The following is a 23,946-nucleotide window of genomic DNA, read 5'->3' as shown; positions in this document are numbered from 1 at the left end:
CCGCACCCGGGTGCCGTCCGGTCCCGGCCCGACCCCGGAAGGCGCTGATGGTTTCCTACGTCCTGAAACGACTGGCGATGTCGTTGCTGATCATCTACATCGTCATCTCGCTGTCGTTCTTCATGGTCCGGCTGATGCCCGGCAACCCGATGGCGGCGCTGGAGGCGCAGCTCCGGATGCAGGGCGGCCTGAGCGAGGTCGAGATCCAGCAACGGATCAGCGCCGTCTACAGCGTGACCCCGGACGCTCCGGTCTGGGAGCAGTACGTGCGGTACGTCTGGGGCGCGGTCCGCGGCGATCTCGGCCGCCCGATCACCAACCCGGGCACCACCGTGGTCGCGGTGATCGCCGAGGCGCTGCCCTGGACGATCATGGTGGTGGCGGTCTCGCTGATCATCAGCTTCCTGATCGGCATCGCGGTCGGGGCGGTGATGGCCGCCTTCCAGAACAGCCGGTTCTCCCAGGCGATGACGTTCGTCGTCTCCTTCCTCAGCGCCGTACCGAGCTACCTGGTGGCGATCGCACTGCTCTACGTCCTGACCAGCGTTTACCAGGTGTTCCCGTCCGGTGGCGCCTACGGAGTCGACGTCACACCAGGGTTCAACGGCCCGTACATCGTCAGCGTGCTCTACCACGCCGTCCTGCCGATCGCCGCGTCGGTGATCACCTCGTTCGGCGGCTGGGCGCTCGGCATGAAGGGCAGCGCGGTGTCGGTGCTCGGAGCCGAGTACGTCCGCGCGGCCGAGTCGCGCGGACTCAGCGACCGCCGGATCACCCAGTCGTACGTCGGGCGGAACTCGATGCTGCCGATGGTGACGCAGCTGGCCCTGTCGGTGGGCTTCATGTTCGGCGGCTCGGTGTTCATCGAGACCTACTTCCAGTACCCGGGGATCGGGTTCTACATGATCCAGTCGGTCGGCCAGCGCGACTACTCGCTGATGATGGGCTGCTTCGTCCTGATCACCGTGTCGGTGATCATCACCAATCTGCTGGTCGACCTGCTCTACCCGCTGGTCGATCCGCGGATCGCCAACCCGGCCGCGCGGGCCCGGGCCACCGACCAGCCCGCCGACCCCGACCAGGAAGTGCTCCCGGCAGGAGGTTCGATGGCATGAGGTTCCTCAGCGACCTGTGGCGGATCCTGCGCCACGACAAGGGGGCCCTGATCGGCGGGGCGATCGTCCTGCTCTACTGCCTGGCGGCGATCTTCGGCCCGATCTTCGTCCAGGTGGGCAACGAGCAGGACGCGAACCAGGCCTACCTGGCGCCGTCGTGGCAGCACCCGCTCGGCACCGACTCCCTCGGCCAGGGCGTGCTGTCCCAGATCATCGTGGGCACCCGGCCGATCATGATCGTCGGTGTGCTGTCCGCGGTGGTCACGGTCTTCGTCGGTGTGGCGATCGGCCTGCTGACCGGGTACGTCGGCGGTGTGGCCGACACGGTCATCATGCGGGTCACCGACATCTTCCTGACCATCCCCGGCCTGCCGCTGATCATCGTCCTGGCCAGCGTCATCAACACCACCAACCCCGTCGTACTGGCCCTGATCCTGTCGATCACCGCCTGGGCAGGACTGGCCCGGGCGATCCGGTCGCAGGCGATGAGCCTGCGCAGCCGGGAGTTCGTCGAGGCCGCCAAGCTCCAAGGCGTCTCGCTGACCAACATGGTCGGGCGGCAACTGCTCCCGAACGTCGGCCCGTACGTCGCGATCCACTTCCTGCTGGCGATCACCGGCGCGATCTACGCGTCGGTGGGCCTGTTCCTGCTCGGCATCGCTCCGATCAGCGGCAACAACTGGGGGATCATGATCAACCTGGCGATGGCCCAGGGAGCGTTGTACACCACCGACAGCGCGTTCTACCTGTTCTCCCCGATGGCCGCGATCGTCATCCTGCAGGTCGCGTTCGTGTTCTTCTCCCGCGCGCTCGACAGCGTGTTCAACCCGAGGCTGCGTGTCCAGTGAACAGCGTGAACGGGAACACCGACGACCGGACCCTGCTCGAGATCGACGACCTGACGGTCGCCTTCGGCGACGGCGCCGGCTCGGTCCGCGCCGTCGAGAACGTCACCCTCTCGGTCGCCCCCGGCGAGATCTACGCCCTGGTCGGCGAGTCGGGCTGCGGCAAGTCCACCCTGGCGTACTCGATGCTGCAGATCGTCCCGCAGCCCGGCCGGGTGACCGGCGGCGACGTGAGGTTCCGCGGCCGGGGCATGGTCGCGATGTCGAAGCGCGAGCTCAACGCGCTGCGCGGTGCCGAGCTGGCGATGGTCTTCCAGGGCGCGATGAACGCGTTCAACCCGGTCGTCACCATCGGCGCCCAGGTGGACCACATCCTGCAGGCGCACCCCGAGGTCTTCCCCGACCAGAAAGCGGGCCGCAAGCACTTCGAGCACCTGCTCGAACTCGTCCAGCTCCCGCCGCAGCGGATCTGGAAGGCGTACGAGAGCCAGCTGTCCGGCGGGATGAAGCAGCGGGTGGCGATCGCCGTCGCCCTGCTGCTGAAGCCGTCCCTGGTGGTCCTCGACGAGCCGACCACGGCCCTCGACGTCCTCAACCAGCGCCTGGTGATCGACATCCTCAAGGACCTGCACCGCGACCTCGGGGTGACGATCGTCTTCGTCACCCACGACCTCGCGGTCGTCGCCGAGGTGGCCACCCGGGTCGCGGTGATGTACGCCGGGCGCCTGGTCGAGACCGGCACGGTCGAGGAGATCTTCAAGGCCGAACGCCGGCATCCGTACGTCGAGGCGCTGATCAACGCGATCCCGAGCGTGCTGGACGCCGGTCTCACGGTCAAGCCGATCGGCGGCGCGGTACCGAACCTCGCCGAGCTGCCGCCCGGCTGCCGGTTCGCTCCGCGGTGCCGGTCGGCCGAGGACATCTGCCTGCACACCGAGCCCGCACTGCTCGGCGACGGTGGTGGCCACCTGGTGGCCTGCCACGTCGCGAATCGCGACGTCGTACCGATGGAGGTGTCGAAGGCATGAGCCTGCTCGACGTGCGGAACGTGACGCACACCTACGACACGGGCACCGGCCGGCCGGTCCTGCACAACGTCGACCTGTCCACCGGCGAGGGCGAGATCGTGGCCCTGGTCGGCGAGTCCGGCTGCGGCAAGACCACGCTGGGCCGGCTGATCGCCGGGCTGCACGAACCCAGCAGCGGCAGCATCGCCTTCGAGGGCAGCGACATCGCGGGCCTGAAGGGCAAGCAGCGCCAGGACTGGCGGCGCCAGGTCCAGATGGTCCACCAGGACCCGTACGGATCGCTGAACCCGGGACTGACCATCGGCAGCACGCTGGCGCCGGGCATCCTGCGGCACAAGCTGGCGAACCGGCGTACGGTCCAGGCCGAGATGATCAAGCTGCTGCAGCAGGTCGGGCTGGACGCGACGCCGGCGTTCCTGCAGCGGTACCCGCACCAGTTGTCCGGTGGCCAGCGGCAGCGGGTGTCGATCGCCCGCGCGATCAGCCTGCAGCCGAAGCTGATCGTCGCCGACGAGGTGACCAGCATGCTGGACGTCTCGATGCGGGTCGCGATCCTCGACCTGCTGCTCTCGTTCCAGCGCGACCGGGGCATCGGGTTCGTGTTCATCAGCCACGACTTCGGAGTCGTCCGGTACTTCGCGCAGGGCGGCCGGATCGCGGTCATGTTCTACGGCCACATCGTCGAGGAAGGCCCGGTCGAGGACCTGATCAAGACCCCCAGCCACCCGTACACGCACATGCTGCTCCAGGCGATCCCCGTCCCGGACCCGGTCCTGGTGCGCAAGCGCGACGCGGAGGGCGGCGGCTCCGAACGGCTGGCCGGCGAGCCCGCGACGAAGGGCTGTGTCTTCTCCAACCGCTGCCCGCTGGTCCAGGACGTCTGCCGCAAGGAAGCCCCACCGCTCGTCGACATCGGCGCGGGCCACCGGACCGCCTGCTTCTTCTCCGACGAGATCCCACCACTGCAGCACCTCGCCGCCGACGAGCCGAGCCCGGCGCGATCGCAGGTCGGCTCATGACGCGGACAGCGGCCAGGGTCCTGCTGCGGATCGGCATCGGCCTGCTGATCATGTCCCTGCTGATCCGGCCGGCGATCAAGACCCCACACGGGATGATGGGCGACAACTTCGCCATCATCGCCTGCCTGGCCCTGATCGCCACCGCCGCGCTCGGCATCAGGTTCGCGCCGGACGACGGCGCCGGCAGGAAGCACCAAGGCGACCATCTCGATTGAGGGGAGAGCGAGTTCGCCACGATGCTGAGGTACGGCCAAGGCGGGGTACGACGCGCGATCCTGGACGTCTTGGCCGGGCTGCCGGAGGCCGCACAGTCGGCACGCTGGGGTCTGGGTGAGGCAGCGCGACGCACGCCCATCGCATTGGGGCTGGCGGTTCTGTCGGCCCTGATGCTGGCGCTGACGCCGGCGGCACAAGTGCAGGCAGTCGCCTGGTTGATCCGCGACGCCGGGACGTTCTCGACCGCTGTGGTCCCGTTGGTGCTGCTGATCCTGTTGGTGGGCACCGGGCAGGTGCTTGCCACTGTGGATCTGTTCGCTCGGCAGCGTGCTGGGATTCGATTGCAACGGACACTGCAAGACAGTCTCGTTCGCAGCTTGGCGAAGATGTCTCCGGAGGACATCGCTGACAGCTCGGTGAGCGCTGACGTGCAAGTAGGACGCGATTCCTTGCCGGACCTGGGACGGCTGCCGTGGTCAGTCATCTCCGCGATCGCCTCCTTGGCAACGTTTGTGGCCCTGTTCGTGTCGGTGTGGTCCATCGCGCCCCGTGCCGCGATCGTGATCGTGCTGTCGTTGCTGCCCAGCATGGTCTTGTTCTCGTGGGCGCAGGCTCGCCAATCGAAAGTCTTCGATGCGGTGGGTGGCCACTTGCGGCGCACGACGTACCTGATCGAACAGTTGGCCCAGCAGCGTTCCGGCACCGAGATCGCGACGTTCGGATCTGGAGCGCGCCTGGCCCGCCAGATCACCCAGAGCCAGGGGCGCGCCGATCAGCTTCTGGATCGGCTGCTGGCGCAGTTGATCCACGGATCCCTTGGCGGCGGTCTCGTGGGTGCGGCACTCCTGGGTATCGCGTTGTCGATGATTGTCTTCAGCGGTGCCGGTGGTGCGGGGATTGCTGCCGGCCTGCTGGGGGTGCTGGCAGGGATCGAAGCAACGCGGGGTGCGGGATTCGCCATCGGGGAAGTTCTGTCGGCCACGCCGAGGGTGAAGATCTTTCGGCGAGTCACTTCTGCTTCAGCAGACGCGCACGTCGGCGCTGCGATCGTCCGCCGGGTGGACTCACTGGAGGCGCGCGACGTATCCGTTCGGTATCCCGGGGCGACAACCTGCTCGCTGGAGTCGGCGACCATCGCTGTTCGCCGCGGGGAGGCGATCGCCTTGGTGGGTGCCAACGGGGCCGGAAAGACCACGCTGGTCCGCGCCCTTCTCGGCATCGTCGCGACCGCCGGCGGTGAGGTCCTCCTCGACGGACGACCGGCCGGCGATCTGGCACTGCCCGCGCGACTGGCCCACTTCGGACTGATGACCCAGGAGTTCGGCCGTTACGAGCTTTCGATTCGAGACGCGGTCGCGCTCGGCGCGCCCGATGGGGTCGAGGTGACGGCGGACGACATCTGGCGCGCCCTGACGGTGGCACGGATGGATGACTTCGTCAGGAACCTCGATGAAGGACTGGATACACAGATCGGCGAACAGTTCGGCGGCATCGGCCTGTCGGGAGGCCAGTGGCAACGGATCGCCCTGGCCAGAATCGCTGTCCGTGGAGCGGGCATCTGGATCCTCGACGAGCCCACATCGGCCGTCGACGCCGAGGCCGAACGAGACATCTTCCAGGAGCTTCTCGAATCGCGCCGTGATCGCATCACGGTAGTCGTCTCCCACCGCGCGTGGACCCTGCGCGGTATGGACCGGATCTACGTGATCGACAACGCGAGGATCGTTCAGTGCGGCACGTACGAAGACCTTCTGGCGGCGGAAGGGCGGTTCCGCCAACTGTTCTCAGATCAGTAAGGCGGCCCAGTGCGAACCGTGAGGCAGATCGCGGTCGCGGCCTCAGGAGCCTGACGGCGCTCGGCTCAGGTCTACGACGCAGAACAGGTTCCCGTCGGGGTCGGCCAGGACGACGAAGTCGGGCTTCGGCGGGTAGCTGTCCCAGGCGACGCGCTGGGCGCCGAGCCGGACCAGCCGCTCGACCTCGGACTCCTGCTCGGCTGTCGAGTCCACGAGCAGATCGAGATGGATCCGCGGGTGCGGCTCGGGCGGTGACTCGCTGTGCATCAGCCCGAGGACGCGCTCACCGTCAGTACGCCGTACGAGCGTGCGCCAGGTGTCGCGGGACCACTCGGGGCTTTCCAGCAGGTCCAACGCCTCGGTCCAGAACGCAGCAGCAACCGTCACGTCGGCCACACCGACCACGGGATATCCGAGCCTGATCACCGCTCCAACCTAACCCGGCACGGCGGGTTGTCCGCCGTACCGGGTGTTCGCCTCACATGCTCGCGATCAGCTTCTCGACGCGTTCGTCGTGGGACTTGAACGGGTCCTTGCACAGCACCGTGCGCTGGGCCTGGTCGTTCAGCTTCAGGTGCACCCAGTCGACGGTGAAGTCGCGGCGGCGCTCCTGGGCGCGCTTGATGAACTCGCCGCGCAGCCGGGCGCGGGTGGTCTGCGGCGGGACCGACTTGGCCTCGAAGACCCGGAGGTCGTCGACGACGCGGGTGACGGCGCCCTTGCGCTCGAGCAGGTAGTACAGGCCGCGCGGGCGGTGGATGTCGTGGTAGGCCAGGTCGAGCTGGGCGACCCGCGGGCTGGCCAGGCCGAGGTTGTTCTGGGCGCGGTAGCGCTCGATCAGCCGGTACTTGATCACCCAGTCGATCTCGCGCTCGATGCCGGACAGGTCACCGGACTCGATCGCCTTCAGCGTCCGCTCCCACAGCGACAGCGCGCGCTCGACCGCCGGCGTACCGAGCTCGCGGCGGTCGACGAAGTCGCGCGCCTTCGACAGGTACTCGCCCTGGATGTCCAGTGCGCTGGCCTCGCGGCCGTTGGCCAGCCGGACCTCGCGGCGGCCGGTCATGTCGTGGCTGATCTCGCGGATGGCGCGGATCGGGTTGTCCAGGGTGAGGTCGCGCATCACGATGCCGGCCTCGATCATCCGCAGCACCAGGTCGGTGCTGGCCACCTTGAGCAGCATCGTGGTCTCGGACATGTTCGAGTCGCCGACGATCACGTGCAGCCGGCGGAACCGCTCGGCGTCCGCGTGCGGCTCGTCGCGGGTGTTGATGATCGGGCGGGACCGGGTGGTCGCGGACGACACCCCTTCCCAGATGTGCTCCGCGCGCTGGCTGACGCTGTAGACCGCGCCGCGCGGCGTCTGCAGCACCTTGCCCGCACCGCAGATCAGCTGCCGGGTGACCAGGAACGGGATCAGCACGTCGGCGAGCTTCGCGAAGTCGCCGTGCCGGCTGACCAGGTAGTTCTCGTGGCAGCCGTAGCTGTTGCCGGCCGAGTCGGTGTTGTTCTTGAACAGGTAGACGTCCCCGAAGATGCCTTCGTCGTGCAGCCGCTTCTGGGCGTCGACCAGCAGTCCCTCCAGGATCCGCTCACCGGCCTTGTCGTGCGCGATCAGGTCGGTGACCGAGTCGCACTCGCCGGTGGCGTACTCCGGGTGGGAGCCCACGTCGAGGTAGAGGCGTGCCCCGTTGCGGAGGAAGACGTTGCTGCTCCGCCCCCAGGACACGACGCGCCGAAACAAGTACCGCGCCACCTCATCGGGGGTCAGTCGGCGCTGACCGCGAAAAGTGCAGGTGACTCCGTACTCGTTCTCCAGGCCGAAGATTCGCCGGTTCACATCACCCACACTACGGCGCCCCTCCGACATCCGTGCCCTGTCCCAGGCGCGGCGTTTCGGGGCGTTACCCCTTTGATGTCAACCGCCCCTGGTTCGAGAGCGCTTTCCGGCGGGTGGTGGATCTTCGGTGGAGGTCCGTTCGACAGCAGTGACGGCGATGGTTGCAACTGCCACCGTCGGGGCCATGAGACGCCGAACCTTCCTCGCCGCCGCCGCATCAACCGCCTGCGCAGCAGGCCTTCCGGCCACGCCCGCATCCGCCCTCGCTTCGTCCCGTACCGGCCTGGTCCTCGACCTCCCACGACCGACCGGCCGATACCCGGTCGGCACCACGATGCTCCACCTCACCGACCGCTCCCGTCCCGATCCGTGGAACGCGGCAACAACTCGCGAGCTGATGACAACGATCTACTACCCGGCCCTGCACACCCACGGTCACACCCGGGTCCCCCACCTCACCCCCACCGCCGCCGCGATCTTCAGCGGCCTCGACGCCGGCCTCCTCCACCCCGAGCTGCCCAGCACAGGAGTCGACTGGTCAGCTACCCGAACCCACGCGTACGCCGACGCCCCCGCGATCCCCGTACGCCGTCCGGTCCTCCTCTACAGCCCCGGCGGCGCCGATCCGCGCACCATCGGCACGTCCCTCGCCGAGGACCTCGCAAGCCACGGCTACGTCGTCGTCACCATCGATCACCCGGGCGAAACCAGCGAGGTCGACTTCCCCGGCCGCCCGCCGCGCATCATCGAGATCACCCCCGACGTCCAGACCGATCCCGTGCTCAACCGCACGATGATGACGACCCGCTTCGCCGACACCCGCTTCGTCCTCGACGAGCTCCACCGGTTGTCAGGACACCCACTCCACCGCGTCCTCGACCTCCGCCGCGTCGGCACCTACGGCCACTCAGCGGGCGGCGCCACCGCAGCCCAGTCCATGCACGCCGACCCCCGCATCCGCGCCGCCGCCAACCTCGAGGGCTACCTGGACCTCGCCGACGGCGAGCTCTACCCGATCGCCCAGCAGGGCACCCGCCGCCCCCTCCTCCTGGCCGGCACCGATGGCTACACCAACGCACGCTTCGACCGCACCTGGTCGGCAGTCGAGTCCCACGGAGGCCCAGTACGCCGTACGCAGCTCAGCAACGCCAACCACTGGGCCTTCACCGACTACGCAGCCTTCGCCCCGCAGCTGGTCGCCGCCGGCCTGATGACCCCGGCGGAGCGCACCCAACTGGTCGGCGACAATCCCCACACCCCGACCGCTGTCCGCACCCTGCTCCGCACCTTCTTCGCCCGCGCCCTGGCGCACCACACCTGCTAAGGCAGCACCCCCGGCGGATGATGGCGCCCCGACCGGTCCGTCCAGCCCTTCGCATCGGACTCGGCGCCCACCTCGGCGACGTCCCAGACCAGGTTGCGTACGCCGGGCCGGTCGACCACCTGCTGGTCGAGCATGTCCTGGTGGTAGCGCCGCGCGCACAGCTCGTCGTTGTACACCTGGACCATGTGCCCGTCGCGGGTCCACGTGCCGTGCACGAAGCCCGGCATCGGGATCTTGCTCGCGGCCATCAGCGTCAGCTGCTCACGCAACCCCTCGATCTGGTCCGCGTCGATGTCCCAGACTCCGATCACTGCCCACATGGCGCCCTCCCTGGCGCCAGTATGGGATCAGAGGTCGACCAGGTCGAGGAGCTGGCCGAGCTCCTTCGGGTCGAGCTCGCGGAGCTCACCCGTGTGCAGGTTGCCGCGGCGCACCGGGCCGATCGCCGTACGAGTCAGGCGCTTGACCGGGTGACCGACCGCGTCGAACATCCGGCGGACGATCCGGTTCCGGCCCTCGTGCAGCGTGATCTGGATCAGCGTGCGGCCCTTGATCTCCGCGGTGACCTTGACCGTGTCGGCCCGCGCGGGCCCGTCCTCGAGGTCGACACCGTCGAGCAGCCGGCGCAGCACGACCGGCTTCACGTTGCCGTCGACCTCGGCGACGTACGTCTTGCTCACCTCGTACGACGGGTGCGCGAGCCGGTGCGCGAACTCACCGTGGTTGGTGAGCAGCAGCAGCCCCTCGGTGTCGGTGTCGAGCCGCCCGATGTGGAACAGCCGCTCCTCGCGGTCCTGCACGTAGTCGGCGATGCACGGCCGGCCCTGCGGGTCGGACATCGTGGTGACGACACCGCGCGGCTTGTTCAGCACCAGGTACGCGTGCGCGCTCGTCGGCGGGATCCGCTCACCGTCGACGCGGATCACGGACACGGCCGGGTCGACGCGCGTCCCGAACTCGGTGACCACCGAGCCGTCCACCTCGACGCGCCCCTGCTCGATCAGCAGCTCGGCACTCCGCCGGCTCGCGACCCCCGCCTGCGCCAGCGCCTTCTGCAACCGGATCCCGGTGTCTTCAGTCATCACTACCGCTACGGTACTGCGCTGCCCCCGGGGCGCTGTCGCCGCCTGCCTCGCGGGCACTGTCCGCCGGTACGCCGTCAGCGGCGCTGTCCTCGTCGACGAGCTCCTCGGCCGCGTCCATCCGGACGTCCTCGGTCTCGCCGATCAGCTCCTCGGCGGGCGGCAGCAGGTCGTCGTCGTCCTCGTCGTCGTCCTCGTCGAGGTCGTCCTCGTCGTCGCTGTCATCCTCATCGCTGTCGTCGCTGGAGCCGTCGTCCGCGTCGTCATCGTCGTCGTCCGAGTCGTCATCATCGTCCGAGTCGTCGTCATCCGAGTCCGTGTCGTCCTCGTCGTCGGAGTCGGCGCCACCGATCTCCGGGATCTCGGCCGGATCAGCCTCTTCCTGATCCAGCTCGGTCTCCCCACCGGCCTCCAGCTCCTCGGCCGGCTCCAGCTCCTGCTCGCCGTGCTCCAGATCCAGCTGCGGCGCGGCCTCAGCGCTCAAGTCGCCGTCGATCCCCGCCGCTCCCACGTCGGAGGTCACCGCCTCGTCGGGCTCCGGAGTGGTGACTCCGTCCGGCGTACCAGCGACGTCTTCGGTGGTGGTGTTCTGGGCGGCGAGCTCTTCTTCCACGTCGTCCATCTCCGGGAGGTAGGGGGCGAGTTCCGGCAGGTCGTCCAGACTCTGCATACCCATCCGCTCCAGAAAGTAAGAGCTGGTCCGGTACAGCGTCGCCTGCGACTCGGTGTCGGCACCGGCGTCCTCGACGAGCCCGCGGCTGATCAGCGTCCGCATCACACCGTCGACGTTCACCCCGCGGATCGCCGAAACCCGCGCCCGGCTGACCGGCTGCTTGTAGGCGACCACCGCGAGAGTCTCCAGCGCCGCCTGGGTCAGCCGCGCCTGCTGCCCGTCGAGCACGAACTTCTCCACGTACTGCGCCTGCGCGGGCCGCGTGTAGTACCGCCAGCCTCCGCCCACTTCCCGCAGGTCGAACCCGCGCCCTTGCTCGGTGTACTCACTGGCGAGCTCCTTCAGCGCCTCGGTGACGTCCGAGAGCGGACGGCCGACAGCGCGGGCGAGCACGAGCGCGGGAAGCGGCTCGTCGGTCACCATGAGGATGGCTTCCAGAGCCTGCCGCATGGCGACGTCGTCGATCACCACCTCCCCGGCGGCCGGCTCTTCCTCCAGTTGCAGCAAGAGCTCCTCAGCACCGTCCGACTCCTCGTCGGTGGCCGGTACTTGAGAGACGTCCGCAGCAGGCGCGTCCTCGCCCGGGACGTCGTCGGCCGGCTCGTCCTCGGCGGGGCCGTCCGCCGACACGTCGGCCGAGGCGTCGGCCGGAGCACCGTCCGCGGGACCGTCCGCCGGAGCATCGTCCGTCGGCTCGTCGTGCTGTTCCACCGGCTGTTCCGTGCTGGTGACCGAGTCCAGGGCGTCGGCGGTGGCCGGGTCGGGCTGGGGGTGGGAATCGGTCACTGGTCTGCCGTCTCGGTCGGGGCTTGGGAGGAGGGGGCGGGGTCAGCGTCCGCTGGAGTTTCAGGTTCTGGTTCGTCCTCGGTGAGGGACTCGCCCTCGGCGAGGAACGCGGTGATGTGGTCGTCGGTGACCTCGGGGGCCTCGCCCTCGGCGTCCTCCGGCGGCGTGACCTCGTCGAACTCGTCGCCCACCGCGATGTCGCCCTCGTCAGTGCCGGTCCAGCGGATCGTCAGCTCGCCCAGCGGCGTCACCTGCTCGAAAGCGACAGCGGCCTCGCGGAAAAGCTCCAGCAGCGCCAGGAAGCGGCAGACGGTCGTGACCGTGTCCGGCGAATCAGAGACGAGCGTCCGGAAGGTCGTGGTGCGCTGCCGCCGCAGCCGGTCGACGATGACCGCGGCCTGCTCGCGCACGGTCACAGCCGGCGCGTGCAGATGCTCCAGCGACACCCCCTCGGGGATGATCGTCCGCGGCGCCATCGCAGCCGCCGCCAGCGCCGCGAACTGGTCCGGCGAGACCCCGAGCAGCACCTCCGGCAGCAGCTCGGCGTACCGAGGCTCCATCCCCACCGCGCGCGGGAACCGCAGCCCCTCCTCGGCGACCCGCTGCTGGATCAACGCCGCGATCTGCTTGAACGCCCGGTACTGCAGCAGTCGCGCGAACAGCAGATCCCGCGCCTCCAGCAGCGCCAGGTCCTCCGCGTCCTCGACGTCACCCTGCGGCAGCAGCCGCGCCGCCTTCAGATCCAGCAGCGTCGACGCGATCAGCAGAAACTCCGACGTCTGATCGAGATCCCACTCCGAGCCCAGCGCCTTGATGTAGGCGATGAACTCGTCGGTGATCTTCGACAGCGAGACCTCGGTGATGTCGAGCTTGTGCTTGCTGATCAGCTGCAGCAGCAGGTCGAACGGCCCCTCGAAGTTGACCAGGTGGACGCTGAAGCCCTTGCCCGACGAGGACGGTTCACCCTCAGCCAGGTCGAGCGGTACGTCGGTCGAGGTGTCGGCCATGACGAACTACTCCGCGGCAGCCCGGAGCCGCTGCACCAGCACCGAGTCGGGGCCGTGGTCGACGAAGTCGGCCAGCAGCACGTCGATCGCCTCGCGGACGATCCGGCCGCGGTCGGCGGTCAGGCCGTGCTCGGCGCGCAGCGCGAGTCTGGTCTGTTCGAGTCCGAGCAGCTCTTCCTCCGTCACGTACACGGTGATCTTCGTGTCGTGCCGGATCCGGCCACTGGACTTGCGGTCCTCGACGACCGCGGTCCGGGCCCGGCCGGCCGGAGCCGGTCGGTCGGACAGCGCGGGGCCGTCGGTGGCGGTGCGCTTCTCGGGTCGGGTCTGTTTCGGTGCCGCACCCCCGAACAGCTCGCTGGCACCTGGCAGGCTCACCCGGCGGGACAACGCGCCAGCACCTCCTTGGCAAGGTCGCGGTACTGGGTAGCCGCTTGGGACGAGGGAGCGTAGGTCGTGATCGGTTCGCCGACGACCGTGGTCTCGGGGAACTTCACGGTACGCCGGATGACGGTGTGGAAGACGCGCTCGTCGAAGGCCTGGACGACCCGGTCGAGCACTTCCCGGGCGTGCGTGGTCCGCCCGTCGAACATGGTGCCGAGGATGCCGACGATCTCCAGCTTGGGGTTGAGCCGGTCCTGGACCTTGCCGATCGTGTCGGTCAGCATCGCCAGGCCGCGGAGCGCGAAGAACTCGCACTCCAGCGGGACGACGATGCCGTGCGACGCGGTCAGCGCGTTCACGGTGAGCAGGCCGAGCGACGGCGCGCAGTCGATCAGGATCACGTCGTAGTGCGGGATGATCGGCTCGAGCACGCGCTGCAGCGTGTACTCGCGGGCGACCTCCTGGACCAGCTGGACCTCGGCCGCGGACAGGTCGATGTTGGCCGGCAGCAGGTCGAGGTTCTCGACCTTGGTGGCCTGGATGACCTCGTCGGGCCGGATGTCACGCTGCATCAGCAGGTTGTAGACCGACAGCTCGAGGTCGTGCGGCTGTACGCCGAGCCCGATCGAGGCCGAGCCCTGCGGGTCGAAGTCGATCAGCAGCACCTTGCGCCCGGTCTCGGCGATCGCGGCGCCCAGGTTGATGGTGGTCGTGGTCTTGCCGACGCCACCCTTCTGGTTGCACATGGCGATCACCTGGGCCGGCCCGCGACGAGTCGGCGGCAGCACCTCCGGCAGATCGGGAAGCGGCCGTCCGGTCGGCCCGATCTTGTGCCTCGGGCCGTGCGGGTCATTCACAGGTGCCATGTCCTCCGCGGTGAGCTTGGCCGTCGGCCGGGGCATCTCCGCATAGTTGTTCGGGATGATCGGGCGCTGCTGGCTCGCGTCGGCACCGGCCGGCGGGTCCTGCGGCGCCATGCCCGGGTCCGTGCTCGGCTCCGGGCTGGGTTGCGTCGTGCTCGGTTCGGGGGCCGGCGACATCGGTTCCGTCGCCGGCTGGAGGTGCAGGTTCTGCAGGTGCTGGGTGCCCGGGAATGTCGACTCGTTCATGACTCGTCAAACCTTTCAACCGATGCGGGCGATCCCAGCGACTGTAAGCGTGCATTCAAGCACTCTCAAGCGGCCACTCCGCAGCCGGGTCGGGCTGTTTCCGGTCGGCATTCCACAGCAGGCCGATCACCCAGGAAAGGTGACCGACCGTGCACAGATGATCGCACACCGTCGAATTCGCCTGCTCAGCGGGGTCCCTCCGGAGCGTGAGCGCCCCGGTTCAGAGCGCTCGTGGGTGCGACGTCGCGTACACCTCACGCAGCTTGTCGACGGTCACCAGCGTGTACACCTGCGTCGTCGTCACCGACGCGTGCCCGAGCAGCTCCTGCACCACCCGTACGTCGGCCCCGCCGTCGAGCAGGTGCGTGGCGAACGAGTGGCGCAGCGTGTGCGGCGAGATCTCCTTGCTGATCCCGGCCCGCTGGGTCGCCCGGCGCAGCACCGTCCAGGCGCTCTGCCGCGACAGCCGCCCGCCGCGCGCGTTCAGGAACAGCGCATGCGACCCGCGCCCCCGCCCGACCAGCTCCGGCCGTCCACGAACCTGGTACGCCGCCAGCGCGTCGCGCGCGTACGACCCGACCGGGACGACGCGCTCCTTGCTGCCCTTGCCGCGCAGCAGCACCTGCCCGGCGTCGAGGTCGATCTCGTCGACGTCCAGGCCGACCGCCTCGGAGATCCGCGCGCCGGTCCCGTACAGGAACTCCAGCAGCGCCGCGTCGCGTGTCTCCAGCACCCCGGACTCGCCCTCGACGCCGGCGGCCGCGGTCAGGATCCGCGTCACCTCGTCGACCGACAGCGCTTTCGGCAACCGCTGCGGCGGGACCGGCGGTTTCACCGCGGCCGCCGGGTCGGTGGCGGTCAGCCCTTCGCGCAGGCAGAACTTGTGGAACCCGCGGACCGCGACCACGGTCCGCCCCGCGCTGGACGCGGTCAGCGGCGGGTGGTCGGCGTCGCCCTCCCGCAACCGCATCAGGAAGTCGCCGACCACCGCCTCGGTGACCCGGCCGAGCGCCGTGATCCCGGAGCCGGCCAGGTACTCGTCGTACCGGCGCAGGTCCCGCCGGTACGACGCCAGCGTGTTGGCGGCCAGTCCCCGCTCGACCGTCAGGTGGTCGAGGTAGGCACTGACCGCCCTGCCGATGTCACTCACGCGGAGCAGTCTGACGGATGCCTCAGACAAGGACCTCGTCGAGCTTCAGCTGGTCGAGGCCGTGCGCCTCGGCGACCGGGCCGTAGGTGACGTGGCCGTCGAAGGTGTTCAGGCCGAGCGCGAGGCTGTGGTCGTTCTTCAGCGCCTCCCGCCAGCCCAGGTTGGCCAGCTCCACGGCGTACGGGAGCGTCACGTTGGTGAGCGCGTACGTCGAGGTGTTCGGCACCGCGCCCGGCATGTTCGCGACGCAGTAGAACAGCGAGTTGTGCACCTTGTAGACCGGGTCGGCATGCGTGGTCGGGTGCGAGTCCTCGAAGCAGCCGCCCTGGTCGATCGCGATGTCGACGAGCACGCTGCCCGGCTTCATCCGCGAGACCAGCTCGTTGCTGACCAGCTTCGGCGCCTTCGCACCGGTGACCAGGACCGCACCGATCACCAGGTCGGCCTCGAGCACCGCGCGCTCGATCTCGTACGCGTTCGACGCGACCGTGCGCAGGTGGCCCTGGTAGGTCCGGTCGGCGTCGCGCAGCCGGGCGATGTTGCGGTCGAACAGCTGCACCTCGGCCTGCATGCCGAGCGCGATCGCGGCCGCGTTCATCCCGGCCACACCGGCGCCGATCACGACCACCCGGGCCGAGTGCACGCCGGAGACGCCGCCCATCAGGACGCCGCGGCCGCCGCCGTTGGCCATCAGGTGGTACGAGCCGGCCTGCGGCGCGAGCCGGCCCGCGACCTCGCTCATCGGCGCCAGCAGCGGCAGCGAGCCGTCGGGGAGCTGGACGGTCTCGTACGCGATCCCGGTGATCCCGGAGTCGGTGAGCGCCTTGGTGGTCTCGGGGCTGGCGGCCAGGTGCAGGTAGGTGAACAGCACCTGGTCCCGGCGCATCCGGTGGTACTCCTCGGCCACCGGCTCCTTGACCTTGAGCACCAGCTCGGCCTCGCCCCACACGTCGTCGGCGGTCGGCACGATCCGCGCCCCGGCCGCGACGAACTCCTCGTCCGGCAGCAGCGACCCGGTCCCGGCGCCCTGCTCGATCAGGACCTCGTGCCCGCTGCGCACGAACTCGTGCACGCCGGCCGGGGTGATCGCGACCCGGTACTCGTGGTTCTTGACTTCCTTCGGAACTCCGACCTTCACTGCTCGCCCTTCTTCCGTGTCCAGGGAATGCGGCCCACAACGCCGTGTCCGCGGCCCGGCGGTCGAGGGGTGGTGCCGAGTCGCTGCGAGTGTAGCCCGCGGGGTTCATACCACTTCAGCAGATGGTCTTGTCCGAGGACGACGCGCTGACAAGATTTCCACGATCTCGTTACTTTTCCCGAAAGGTTTTGCCCTGCAAGAAATCCGCGGCCCGGTGCGCCGGTCGTCGGTCAACCTAGGGGGATGTTCGAAGGATTCGCTGACCAGAGCATCGCCCTGACCGGAACGACCGCTCGGTACCGGGTGGGCGGCGACGGGCCGCCGGTGCTGCTGCTGCACGGGTTTCCGCAGACCGGGGCCTGCTGGCACCTGGTCGCGCCCGTGCTGGCGCGGACGCGGACGGTCATCGTGCCCGACCTGCGGGGGTACGGCGGGTCGTCGCCGGCGTACGACGACAGCGTCGCGGCATACTCGAAGCGGGCGCTGGCCGGCGACCAGGTCGAGTTGATGGAACGGCTCGGGTACGAGAGGTTCGCGGTGGTCGGGCACGACCGCGGCGGCCGGGTCGGCTACCGGCTGGCTCTCGATCATCCGGAGCGCGTGGAGAAGCTGGTGACGCTCGACATCGTGCCGACGGCCGACATGTGGGCCGCCGCCGCCAAGGAGCCCGAGGAGAAGCTGCGGGCGTGGCACTGGAACCTGCTGACTCGCCCCGAGCCCGAGCCGGAGGAGCTGATCTCCGGCGACTACCTGTACCCCGGCGGCAGCCCGTCGCTCTCGTCGCACCCGATCAAGCTGGCTCCCGAGGCGCTCGCCGAGTATCTGGCCGCGCTCGAGAACCCGACGGTCCGCCACGCGATGAGCCAGGACTACCGCGCCGGCGCGACCATCGACCGTGCGCTCGACGAGCAGGACCTGGCGGCCGGCCGCACGATCGCCTGCCCGCTGCTGGCGCTGTGGGGCAGCGGCGGCGGCCTGCCCGAGTGGTTCGACCCGCTGGAGATCTGGAAGCGCTGGTCGCCGGGCGTCCAGGGCGAGGCGCTCGACTGCGGGCACTTCGTCCCCGAGGAAGCCCCGGAGGAGCTGCTCGCGCGGCTCGACGGGTTCCTCTGACCGCGGATCTGGTTGCTTGGGCAACCATCGTTGAGTGACTTCGGAGTAACAGGTTGACTTGACGATGTCGCCGGAATGGTCGCTCTCCGCTCGGAGCTGCCCCAAGGGAAGCGTTGACGGAAGGAGCACGACGTGGCGGTCGATCTGGGACGGTTCGGGGTCTGGCACCAGGCGGAGAAATGGGGCCCGGAGCTGGCCGCCGGTCTGGAGCAGCTCGGGTACGGCGCGCTCTGGCTCGGTGCCTCGCCGGACGCGGACCTGCGCGACGCCGAGGTGCTGCTGGCCTCGACTGACACCGTGAAGGTCGGCACCAGCATCGTGAACATGTGGAAGGACGACGCCGCCGCGGTCGCCGCGTCGTACCACCGGCTCGAGGAGGACCACCCGGGCCGGTTCGTGCTCGGCGTCGGGATCGGTCACCCGGAGCGCACCGGCGAGTACAAGACGCCGTACGAGACCATCGTCGACTACCTGGACGCGCTCGACGACGCGAAGGTCCCGGTCGACCGGCGGGCGCTGGCCGCGCTCGGCCCGCGGGTGCTGAAGCTGTCCGCGGCTCGTACGGCGGGTGCCCTGCCGTACCTGACGACACCCGAGCACACCCGGCAGGCGCGCGCCACGCTCGGTCCGCGCGCGTTGCTGGCGCCGGAGCAGAAGGTGGTGCTGGAGATCGACGCGGACATCGCCCGCTCGATCGCGCGCGACTACCTGGCGAGCTACCTGCAGCTCAGCAACTACACGAGTAACCTGAAGCGTCTCGGGTACCACGACCACGACTTCGAGGACGGCGGCAGCGACCACCTGGTCGACGCGCTGGTCCTGCACGGGACGGCGGTCGAGATCGCCGACGGGCTCAAGGCGCACCTGGACGCGGGGGCCGACCAGGTCGTCATCCAGCAGCTCGGCAAGGAGGGGCCCGACCTGCTGCCGGGCTACGAGGCGCTGGCCACGGTCCTGATGTGACTCTTAGCGAAGCGTGAAGTCGGCGAAGTCGAACCCCGGCGACACGATGCACGACACCAGCACCGCTTCGTCACCGGCCGGCCGCGCGCTCTGCCACGCCCCGGCCGGTACGACGAACTGCGGCTGCTGACCCGCGCGCACGTCCGGCCCGAGCGTGATCGACTCCGCCGCCCCGGGGTCGTCACCGGTGCCGCCGAGGTCGAGGGTCAGCGGGCCGCCGGAGTGCCACAGCCAGATCTCCGCCGAGCGGACCCGGTGCCAGCGCGACTCCTCGCCCGGCGCGAGCAGGAAGTAGATCGCGGTCGCGCTCGCGCGCTTGCCGTCGTACCCGGTGGGCTCGAACGTGACGTCGGAGCGCCAGGTCTCGCGGTACCAACCGCCCTCGGGGTGCTGGGACAGGTCCAACGCCTCGGCCAGCTCGGGCCGCTCCTGGGTCGCCATGCCGGAAACGGTAATACCCGTGACGGTCGCGCCCGGCAGCAGGCAGAGTTCGGTCATGAACTCGCCACAGCGCCCGACCGCCTACCACCAGCGCCTCCCGTACGGCGAACGCGTGTCGCCCGCACCGCTGCTCGGCAGCCCCTTCTTCGCCTTCGACGGCGACGTGCAGGTCGTCGTACTGGACGAGCCGGTGCTGCCCGAGCCGCCGCGGGCGGGTGAGGAGGGCGGCGCGCCGTGCCCGACCTGCAGCGACCCGGACGGGCTGGCGATCTGGGCGGACGAGCGGTGGGTCGTCAAGGCCGGTTTCGAGCCGACCGGGCTGCAGATGGTCGCGCTGCTGCTGCCCCGCGAGCACTACCGGCTGGACGACCTGGCGCCTGAGCTGGTCGCTGATCTCGGCCCGATGATCCAGCGGGTCGCGGGCGCGGTCGGGCGGATCGAGGGCGTCGGGCGGACGCACTTCAGCCGCTTCGGCGACGGCAGCGAGCACTTCCACGTGTGGTTCTTCGCCCGCCCGGTGGGGATGCAGCAGCTGCGCGGGCCGCTGCTGTCGGTGTGGGGCGACATCCTGCCGCCGGTGCCGGAGGAGGAGTTCCAGGCGAACGCGCGGACGGTGGCGAACGCGTTGGCCGAGGTGTCAGGCACACCGATGGGTGTTGCAGTCCGCTGAGCTCAGCGCAGCTTCCGCGGCGCCGAGTGGGCGTCCACGTAGTACGCGTGCCTCTCCCCCAGCAACCGCCGCGCCATCGCGAAGTCCGTCGTGTCCTCCTCGGTCCGCAGATGGAACGGCGGCGGGTAGTAGCAGTCCCCGAGCAGCATCACGTCCGACTCGGGGTCCACGGCAACGATCGAGTCCGGCGCGTGCCGGCCCCCGACGTACCGGAGCTCCACCCCGGTCGGCAGCGTCAGCGTCTCCTCGAACGTCGTGTCCGGCGCGACGATCCGCAGCTCGGAGAAGTCCGGTACGGCGAGCGCCCGCGCCCGGAAGCTCGGCCCGAGCTTGGGGTTCTCCCGCACCTGGTCGTGCAGGTACTGATGGCTCCACGGCCGCTCGGCCTCCGCCTTCAGGATCGCTGTCGCCGAAGCGTGCGCCACGATCTCCACGTCCTCCCACGCCGCGGCACCCCAGGTGTGGTCCCAGTGGTGATGCGTGAACACCAACCACCGCGGCGCCGGCAGCCCCGCGGCCTCGACGGCACGCCGTACGACGCGACCGTGCGCCGGACTGTTGCCCGCGTCGATCAGCACCGACCCGCGCTCGTCCGCGATCACGCCGACCGCGGCGCCGATCGCCTCGGGATCGGGGTCGTGCGGGTAGATCCAGACCCGCCCGGCGACATGTTCCAGCTCCATCTGGACGACGATAGTGCGCATGCAGACGAGAGCGCGCGACCTGGGTGTGGCGATCGGGACCCTGCCGACCGGGGCGCTGAACGCGATCACCGACGTCCCCGGAGTGCTGGTCGGGCAGACGACGCTCGCGGACGGCGACCTCCAGACCGGGGTCACCGCGATCGTCCCCGCCGGGGTGACCGGCGGCCTCCCGGCAGCTGTTGCTGTGGGCAACGGCTATGGCAAGCTGGTGGGGTCGACGCAGCTGGAGGAGCTCGGGCTGCTGGAGACGCCGATCGTGCTCACCGGGACGCTCTCGGTCTTCCGGGCCGCGGACGCGCTGCTGACCTACTTGCTGGAGCGCGACCCGCAGGCGATCAGCCTCAACCCGGTCGTCGGCGAGACCAACGACGGTTACCTGTCCGACATCCGCCGCCGCCCGATCACCGAGCAGCACGTGCTCGACGCGCTCACGTCAGCCTCAGCCGACCTCCCCGAGGAAGGTTGCGTAGGAGCCGGCACCGGAACGTGTGCTCTTGGCTTCAAGGCAGGTATTGGAACGTCGTCCCGGCGCACTGACCTCGGCACCATCGGTGTGCTCGTGCAGTCCAACTTCTCCGGCACCCTCCAGATCCTCGGCACCAAGATCCCCGCGCCCCCGCGCGAACCCGACGGCAACTCCTGCATGATCGTCGTCGCCACCGACCTCCCGCTCGACGCCCGCCGGCTCGGCCGCGTCGCCCGCCGCGCGATCTTCGGGCTCGGCCTGATCGGCTCCGACTACGCCCCCGGCAGCGGCGACTACGCGATCGCCTTCGCGACGACGCACCAGCCACCGATGCCCGACCGCGACCTCCGCCCGGTCTTCCAGGCCACCCTCGAGGCCGTCGAAGAGGCGCTGCTCAACTCCCTCGTCGCCGCCCGCACGACCACCGGCTACAAAGGCCGGACCCAGTACGCCGTACCGCACGAGCTGATCACCGCGGCGCGGGATAGAGCGCAGCCACCGTCGTCGCCAACCGCCTGATCTCGGCCCGCACCTCCTCCGGTGCGAGCACCTCCAGCTCGTCGCCGTGCCGGATGAACTGCGACGCCGCGTTGCCCACCGACTCGATCGGCACCTCCACGGTCACGGTCCCGTCGGCTTCCGGCTCGACGCCCTCGATCGCCTTCACCAGCAGGGGAAACGACACGTCCTTCAACCGCCGCACCAGCCCCGCCGACGCCCTGACCGTCGCGGTCCCGGTGAACCGCCGCTGGTCGAACTCCTCCAGGTGCTCCCGCCACACCGTCGCCAGGTCGAACCCGCGCGGCCGGCTGAACTCCTCCTCGGTGATCGTCAGCTCGAGGATGTTCGACACCCGGTACGTGCGCACCGCCGCACCCGCGGCCGCGACGACGTACCAGCTCCCGTTCTTGAGCACGAGCCCGTACGGGTCGAGCACCCGCTCGACCTCACGCGGCGCCTCCCAGCGCCGGTAGAGCACCTTGACGCGCCGATCGTGCAGCACGGCCTCGGCAATCGGCGCGAGCTGCGGCGAGTCCTCGGCGTCGGAGTACCAGGCGGGCATGTCCAGGTAGAACCGGTTCTTCAACCGCCCGGCGCGGTCACGCTGATCCGGAGCCAGCGCCGCGAGCAGCTTCAGCTCCGCCGCCGACGTCTCCGCCGTCAGCCCGAGCGCGGCGGCCGGCCCCGGCATCCCCACGAGGAACAGCGCCGCCGCTTCCTGCTCGGTCAGCCCGGTGAGCCGAGTCCGATACCCGTCGACCAGCCGATAACCGCCGGCCCGCCCCTGATCAGCGTACACCGGTACGCCGGCCGCCGCGAGCGCCTCGACGTCCCGGTAGATCGTCCGCAACGACACCTCGAGCTCGTCTGCCAGCTCACGCGCCGTCAACTGCCGCCGCGTCTGCAGCAACAGCAGGATCGACAACAACCGACTCGAACGCACGCCCCAGACCCTACGCCCGAACACTGCCACGATCTGTCAGGTTTGGGTTCCGCACCTGCGGTCGGCCGAGGAGACTGCAGCAACGTGCATTCCACTCGCGCCGCCGCGCCGCACCCGGCAAGATGACGCGGATGCACAGGCTGCTGCAGGCACCGACCTGGACGATCGGACTGCTCGCCGGAGTCCCGTTCGGTATCGCGCTCGCCGTCATGATCAAGGTCTCCGGCGACACGACGCCGGCCGCGCTCATCGGGGGCGGAGCGGCCGGACTGCTCGTCGGCATCGCGATGGCCCTCGGCTCGCGCAGGCCCCGCCGCGAACTGCGTCAGACCCTCGCCGCACTGCCGGTCGCCGACTGGAAGGCGGCACGCCGAGCCGCCTGGCGCGGCCCGGTGCCCACCCGGCCCGACATCCGCGCCACCGCCCTGGACCTGGTCGACCTCCGGCTGCGCACTCTGCTCCGCGCCCGCCGGTGGATGACGGTCGTGTTCGGGCTCAACCTCGCGATCGCCGGGTTCAACATCGCGGCCGGGAACCGGGCCGGTGTGCTGCTCGCGGCGCTGTGGACGGCCGGCCTGGTCGACCAGTGGCACGCGCCGCGCCGGCTGCGGCGGCGCCGGGATCTCCTGACTGCCGGATAAACACTGCCACGACCTGTCAGGTTTCGCTGGGAAGGTCGGGGCATGGACAAAGTGACCAGCGATTTCGACTTCTTCAACGGGTACTTCGACGTGCGGCACCGGCAGCTGCTCAAGCCGCTGAGCGGGAGTGACGAGTGGGAGGAGTACGCCGGGACGTGCAGCGCGCGGACGCACTTCGACGGGGCGATCAGTCTCGACGAGACGCAGTTTCCGACCAAGGGCTCGTACGGGTTCTCGCTGCGGCTGTTCGACCCGACGACCGAGGAGTGGTCGATCTACTGGGTGAACAGCAGGACCTGCGAGGTGTTCCCGCCGGTGCGTGGCAAGTGGGACGACGGTTCGTGCCGGCTGATCGGCGAGGACACGCACGACGGCCGGCCGGTGCTGGTCAGCTACAGCTGGTCGGACATCACCGACACGACCGCGCACTGGGAGCAGTCGTTCTCCGCGGACGGCGGTGAGACCTGGGAGCTGAACTGGACGATGGACTTCACCCGCCGCGAGACCGCACCACCCGCGCCCGAGGTCCCGAAGGTGACCGGCGACTTCGACTTCCTGGTCGGCAGCTGGGACATGCACAACCGCCGGCGCCGGCCCGCGCTCGGGGAGCCGGCCGAGTGGTACGAGCTGGAGTCGAAGATGCAGGTCTGGTCGTACTTCGACGGCGCGATCAGCTTCGACGAGGGGTGGTTCCCGTCGCTGAACTTCCAGGGGGCGACGTTCCGCGTCTTCAACCCGGCGACTGGTCAGTGGTCGATCTACTGGGTCAACAGCCAGCGTGGGCAGCTGGAGACTCCGGTGGTGGGTTCGTTCACCGACGGCGTCGGGATCTTCGAGGGGCCGGACGTGTGGGAGGGGCAGGAGATCGACGTGCGCTTCCGGTGGACGCCGGGCGATCAGCAGGCGAGCTGGCAGCAGTCGTTCTCGACGGACGGCGGGGAGACGTGGGTGCCGAACTGGGAGATGACGCACACCCGCACCAGCTAGCGGCG

Annotated in this window: 26 protein-coding genes; 13 read left to right on the top strand and 13 right to left on the bottom strand. The window is 69.6% G+C overall.

Annotated features, from left to right (window positions below; genetic code table 11):
• The first annotated feature begins 47 nt into the window (after positions 1–47).
• From ACZ6Z4_RS31395 to ACZ6Z4_RS31370, 6 genes are all read left to right on the top strand, one after another.
• A complete protein-coding gene (locus ACZ6Z4_RS31395; protein ID WP_465572493.1) occupies positions 48–1,115 on the top strand; it encodes an ABC transporter permease in 1,068 nt (355 codons plus the stop codon).
• Entirely contained in the window at positions 1,112–1,963 is an 852-nt protein-coding gene (locus ACZ6Z4_RS31390) for an ABC transporter permease (RefSeq protein ID WP_465572491.1), read from the top strand. The genes ACZ6Z4_RS31395 and ACZ6Z4_RS31390 overlap by 4 nt, the downstream gene beginning before the upstream one ends.
• 5 nt (positions 1,964–1,968) lie before the next feature.
• Positions 1,969–2,988 (top strand): ABC transporter ATP-binding protein, encoded by a 1,020-nt coding sequence (locus ACZ6Z4_RS31385; protein WP_465572487.1) that lies wholly within the window; start codon positions 1,969–1,971, stop codon positions 2,986–2,988.
• Positions 2,985–4,007: an ABC transporter ATP-binding protein gene (locus ACZ6Z4_RS31380; protein WP_465572484.1), complete on the top strand. Its 1,023-nt coding sequence runs from the start codon at positions 2,985–2,987 to the stop codon at positions 4,005–4,007. Before ACZ6Z4_RS31385 ends, ACZ6Z4_RS31380 begins: the two co-directional genes overlap by 4 nt.
• Positions 4,004–4,222, top strand: a complete 219-nt coding sequence (locus ACZ6Z4_RS31375) for a hypothetical protein (protein ID WP_465572481.1) — start codon at positions 4,004–4,006, stop codon at positions 4,220–4,222. Before ACZ6Z4_RS31380 ends, ACZ6Z4_RS31375 begins: the two co-directional genes overlap by 4 nt.
• Positions 4,223–4,291: 69 nt before the next feature.
• Entirely contained in the window at positions 4,292–6,019 is a 1,728-nt protein-coding gene (locus ACZ6Z4_RS31370; RefSeq protein ID WP_465572478.1) for an ATP-binding cassette domain-containing protein, read from the top strand.
• 42 nt (positions 6,020–6,061) lie between these two features.
• On the opposite strand, the gene ACZ6Z4_RS31365 is transcribed toward ACZ6Z4_RS31370, so the two are convergent.
• Both ACZ6Z4_RS31365 and pafA read right to left on the bottom strand, forming a co-directional pair.
• Complete coding sequence (locus tag ACZ6Z4_RS31365; RefSeq protein ID WP_465572475.1) at positions 6,062–6,445, bottom strand: VOC family protein; 384 nt, start codon at positions 6,443–6,445, stop codon at positions 6,062–6,064.
• Positions 6,446–6,497: 52 nt separating this feature from the next.
• Positions 6,498–7,859: a Pup--protein ligase gene (pafA, locus tag ACZ6Z4_RS31360; protein ID WP_012922680.1), complete on the bottom strand. Its 1,362-nt coding sequence runs from the start codon at positions 7,857–7,859 to the stop codon at positions 6,498–6,500.
• A 184-nt stretch (positions 7,860–8,043) separates the two neighbouring features.
• Here pafA and ACZ6Z4_RS31355 point away from each other — a divergent pair, with 184 nt between their 5' ends.
• Positions 8,044–9,183 carry an alpha/beta hydrolase family protein gene (locus tag ACZ6Z4_RS31355; RefSeq protein ID WP_465572468.1) on the top strand — a complete coding sequence of 380 codons (1,140 nt, stop codon included), beginning with the start codon at positions 8,044–8,046 and terminating at the stop codon, positions 9,181–9,183.
• Here ACZ6Z4_RS31355 and ACZ6Z4_RS31350 read toward each other — a convergent pair.
• The 8 genes from ACZ6Z4_RS31350 to ald form a co-directional block, all read right to left on the bottom strand.
• On the bottom strand, positions 9,180–9,503 hold the full coding sequence (locus ACZ6Z4_RS31350; protein ID WP_465572465.1) for a hypothetical protein: 324 nt from the start codon (positions 9,501–9,503) through the stop codon (positions 9,180–9,182). The two genes, ACZ6Z4_RS31355 and ACZ6Z4_RS31350, sit on opposite strands and share 4 nt — an antisense overlap.
• Positions 9,504–9,530: 27 nt before the next feature.
• A complete protein-coding gene (locus ACZ6Z4_RS31345) occupies positions 9,531–10,265 on the bottom strand; it encodes a pseudouridine synthase (protein WP_363664815.1) in 735 nt (244 codons plus the stop codon).
• A complete protein-coding gene (scpB, locus tag ACZ6Z4_RS31340; protein ID WP_465572461.1) occupies positions 10,258–11,724 on the bottom strand; it encodes an SMC-Scp complex subunit ScpB in 1,467 nt (488 codons plus the stop codon). Before scpB ends, ACZ6Z4_RS31345 begins: the two co-directional genes overlap by 8 nt.
• Positions 11,721–12,731 carry a segregation and condensation protein A gene (locus tag ACZ6Z4_RS31335; RefSeq protein WP_465572458.1) on the bottom strand — a complete coding sequence of 337 codons (1,011 nt, stop codon included), beginning with the start codon at positions 12,729–12,731 and terminating at the stop codon, positions 11,721–11,723. Before ACZ6Z4_RS31335 ends, scpB begins: the two co-directional genes overlap by 4 nt.
• Before the next feature lie 6 nt (positions 12,732–12,737).
• Positions 12,738–13,121 carry a hypothetical protein gene (locus ACZ6Z4_RS31330; protein WP_363664818.1) on the bottom strand — a complete coding sequence of 128 codons (384 nt, stop codon included), beginning with the start codon at positions 13,119–13,121 and terminating at the stop codon, positions 12,738–12,740.
• Positions 13,106–13,981 carry a ParA family protein gene (locus ACZ6Z4_RS31325; protein ID WP_363666180.1) on the bottom strand — a complete coding sequence of 292 codons (876 nt, stop codon included), beginning with the start codon at positions 13,979–13,981 and terminating at the stop codon, positions 13,106–13,108. The genes ACZ6Z4_RS31330 and ACZ6Z4_RS31325 overlap by 16 nt, the downstream gene beginning before the upstream one ends.
• A gap of 463 nt (positions 13,982–14,444) precedes the next feature.
• A complete protein-coding gene (gene xerD, locus ACZ6Z4_RS31320) occupies positions 14,445–15,374 on the bottom strand; it encodes a site-specific tyrosine recombinase XerD (RefSeq protein ID WP_465572454.1) in 930 nt (309 codons plus the stop codon).
• Between the two features lie 22 nt (positions 15,375–15,396).
• On the bottom strand, positions 15,397–16,512 hold the full coding sequence (ald, locus tag ACZ6Z4_RS31315; RefSeq protein WP_363664820.1) for an alanine dehydrogenase: 1,116 nt from the start codon (positions 16,510–16,512) through the stop codon (positions 15,397–15,399).
• Positions 16,513–16,755: 243 nt separating this feature from the next.
• On the opposite strand from ald, the gene ACZ6Z4_RS31310 reads away from it, so the two are divergent.
• Both ACZ6Z4_RS31310 and ACZ6Z4_RS31305 read left to right on the top strand, forming a co-directional pair.
• The gene (locus ACZ6Z4_RS31310) at positions 16,756–17,625 is read left to right on the top strand and encodes an alpha/beta fold hydrolase (RefSeq protein ID WP_465572451.1); all 870 of its coding nucleotides are present in this window, start codon (positions 16,756–16,758) and stop codon (positions 17,623–17,625) included.
• Positions 17,626–17,757: 132 nt separating this feature from the next.
• A complete protein-coding gene (locus ACZ6Z4_RS31305) occupies positions 17,758–18,588 on the top strand; it encodes an LLM class F420-dependent oxidoreductase (RefSeq protein WP_465572448.1) in 831 nt (276 codons plus the stop codon).
• A gap of 3 nt (positions 18,589–18,591) precedes the next feature.
• On the opposite strand, the gene ACZ6Z4_RS31300 is transcribed toward ACZ6Z4_RS31305, so the two are convergent.
• A complete protein-coding gene (locus tag ACZ6Z4_RS31300) occupies positions 18,592–19,029 on the bottom strand; it encodes a cupin domain-containing protein (protein ID WP_465572445.1) in 438 nt (145 codons plus the stop codon).
• Positions 19,030–19,084: 55 nt separating this feature from the next.
• Here ACZ6Z4_RS31300 and ACZ6Z4_RS31295 point away from each other — a divergent pair, with 55 nt between their 5' ends.
• The gene (locus tag ACZ6Z4_RS31295) at positions 19,085–19,699 is read left to right on the top strand and encodes a hypothetical protein (protein WP_465572441.1); all 615 of its coding nucleotides are present in this window, start codon (positions 19,085–19,087) and stop codon (positions 19,697–19,699) included.
• A 2-nt stretch (positions 19,700–19,701) separates the two neighbouring features.
• Here ACZ6Z4_RS31295 and ACZ6Z4_RS31290 read toward each other — a convergent pair whose 3' ends face one another.
• Positions 19,702–20,382, bottom strand: a complete 681-nt coding sequence (locus tag ACZ6Z4_RS31290; RefSeq protein ID WP_465572438.1) for an MBL fold metallo-hydrolase — start codon at positions 20,380–20,382, stop codon at positions 19,702–19,704.
• A 19-nt stretch (positions 20,383–20,401) separates the two neighbouring features.
• Here ACZ6Z4_RS31290 and ACZ6Z4_RS31285 point away from each other — a divergent pair, with 19 nt between their 5' ends.
• Positions 20,402–21,388: a P1 family peptidase gene (locus tag ACZ6Z4_RS31285; RefSeq protein ID WP_465572432.1), complete on the top strand. Its 987-nt coding sequence runs from the start codon at positions 20,402–20,404 to the stop codon at positions 21,386–21,388.
• Here ACZ6Z4_RS31285 and ACZ6Z4_RS31280 read toward each other — a convergent pair.
• Positions 21,339–22,313: a helix-turn-helix transcriptional regulator gene (locus ACZ6Z4_RS31280; protein ID WP_465572428.1), complete on the bottom strand. Its 975-nt coding sequence runs from the start codon at positions 22,311–22,313 to the stop codon at positions 21,339–21,341. The genes ACZ6Z4_RS31285 and ACZ6Z4_RS31280 overlap by 50 nt on opposite strands.
• Before the next feature lie 131 nt (positions 22,314–22,444).
• Between ACZ6Z4_RS31280 and ACZ6Z4_RS31275 the strand changes: the two genes are divergently transcribed.
• Together ACZ6Z4_RS31275 and ACZ6Z4_RS31270 are read left to right on the top strand one after the other, a co-directional pair.
• On the top strand, positions 22,445–22,954 hold the full coding sequence (locus ACZ6Z4_RS31275; protein WP_465572425.1) for a hypothetical protein: 510 nt from the start codon (positions 22,445–22,447) through the stop codon (positions 22,952–22,954).
• Between the two features lie 42 nt (positions 22,955–22,996).
• Positions 22,997–23,941 carry a hypothetical protein gene (locus ACZ6Z4_RS31270; protein WP_465572422.1) on the top strand — a complete coding sequence of 315 codons (945 nt, stop codon included), beginning with the start codon at positions 22,997–22,999 and terminating at the stop codon, positions 23,939–23,941.
• The last annotated feature ends 5 nt before the right edge of the window (positions 23,942–23,946 follow it).

The sequence above is a fragment of the Kribbella sp. NPDC104740 genome, assembly GCF_055583505.1.
This window is presented reverse-complemented; position numbering and strand designations above follow the sequence as displayed.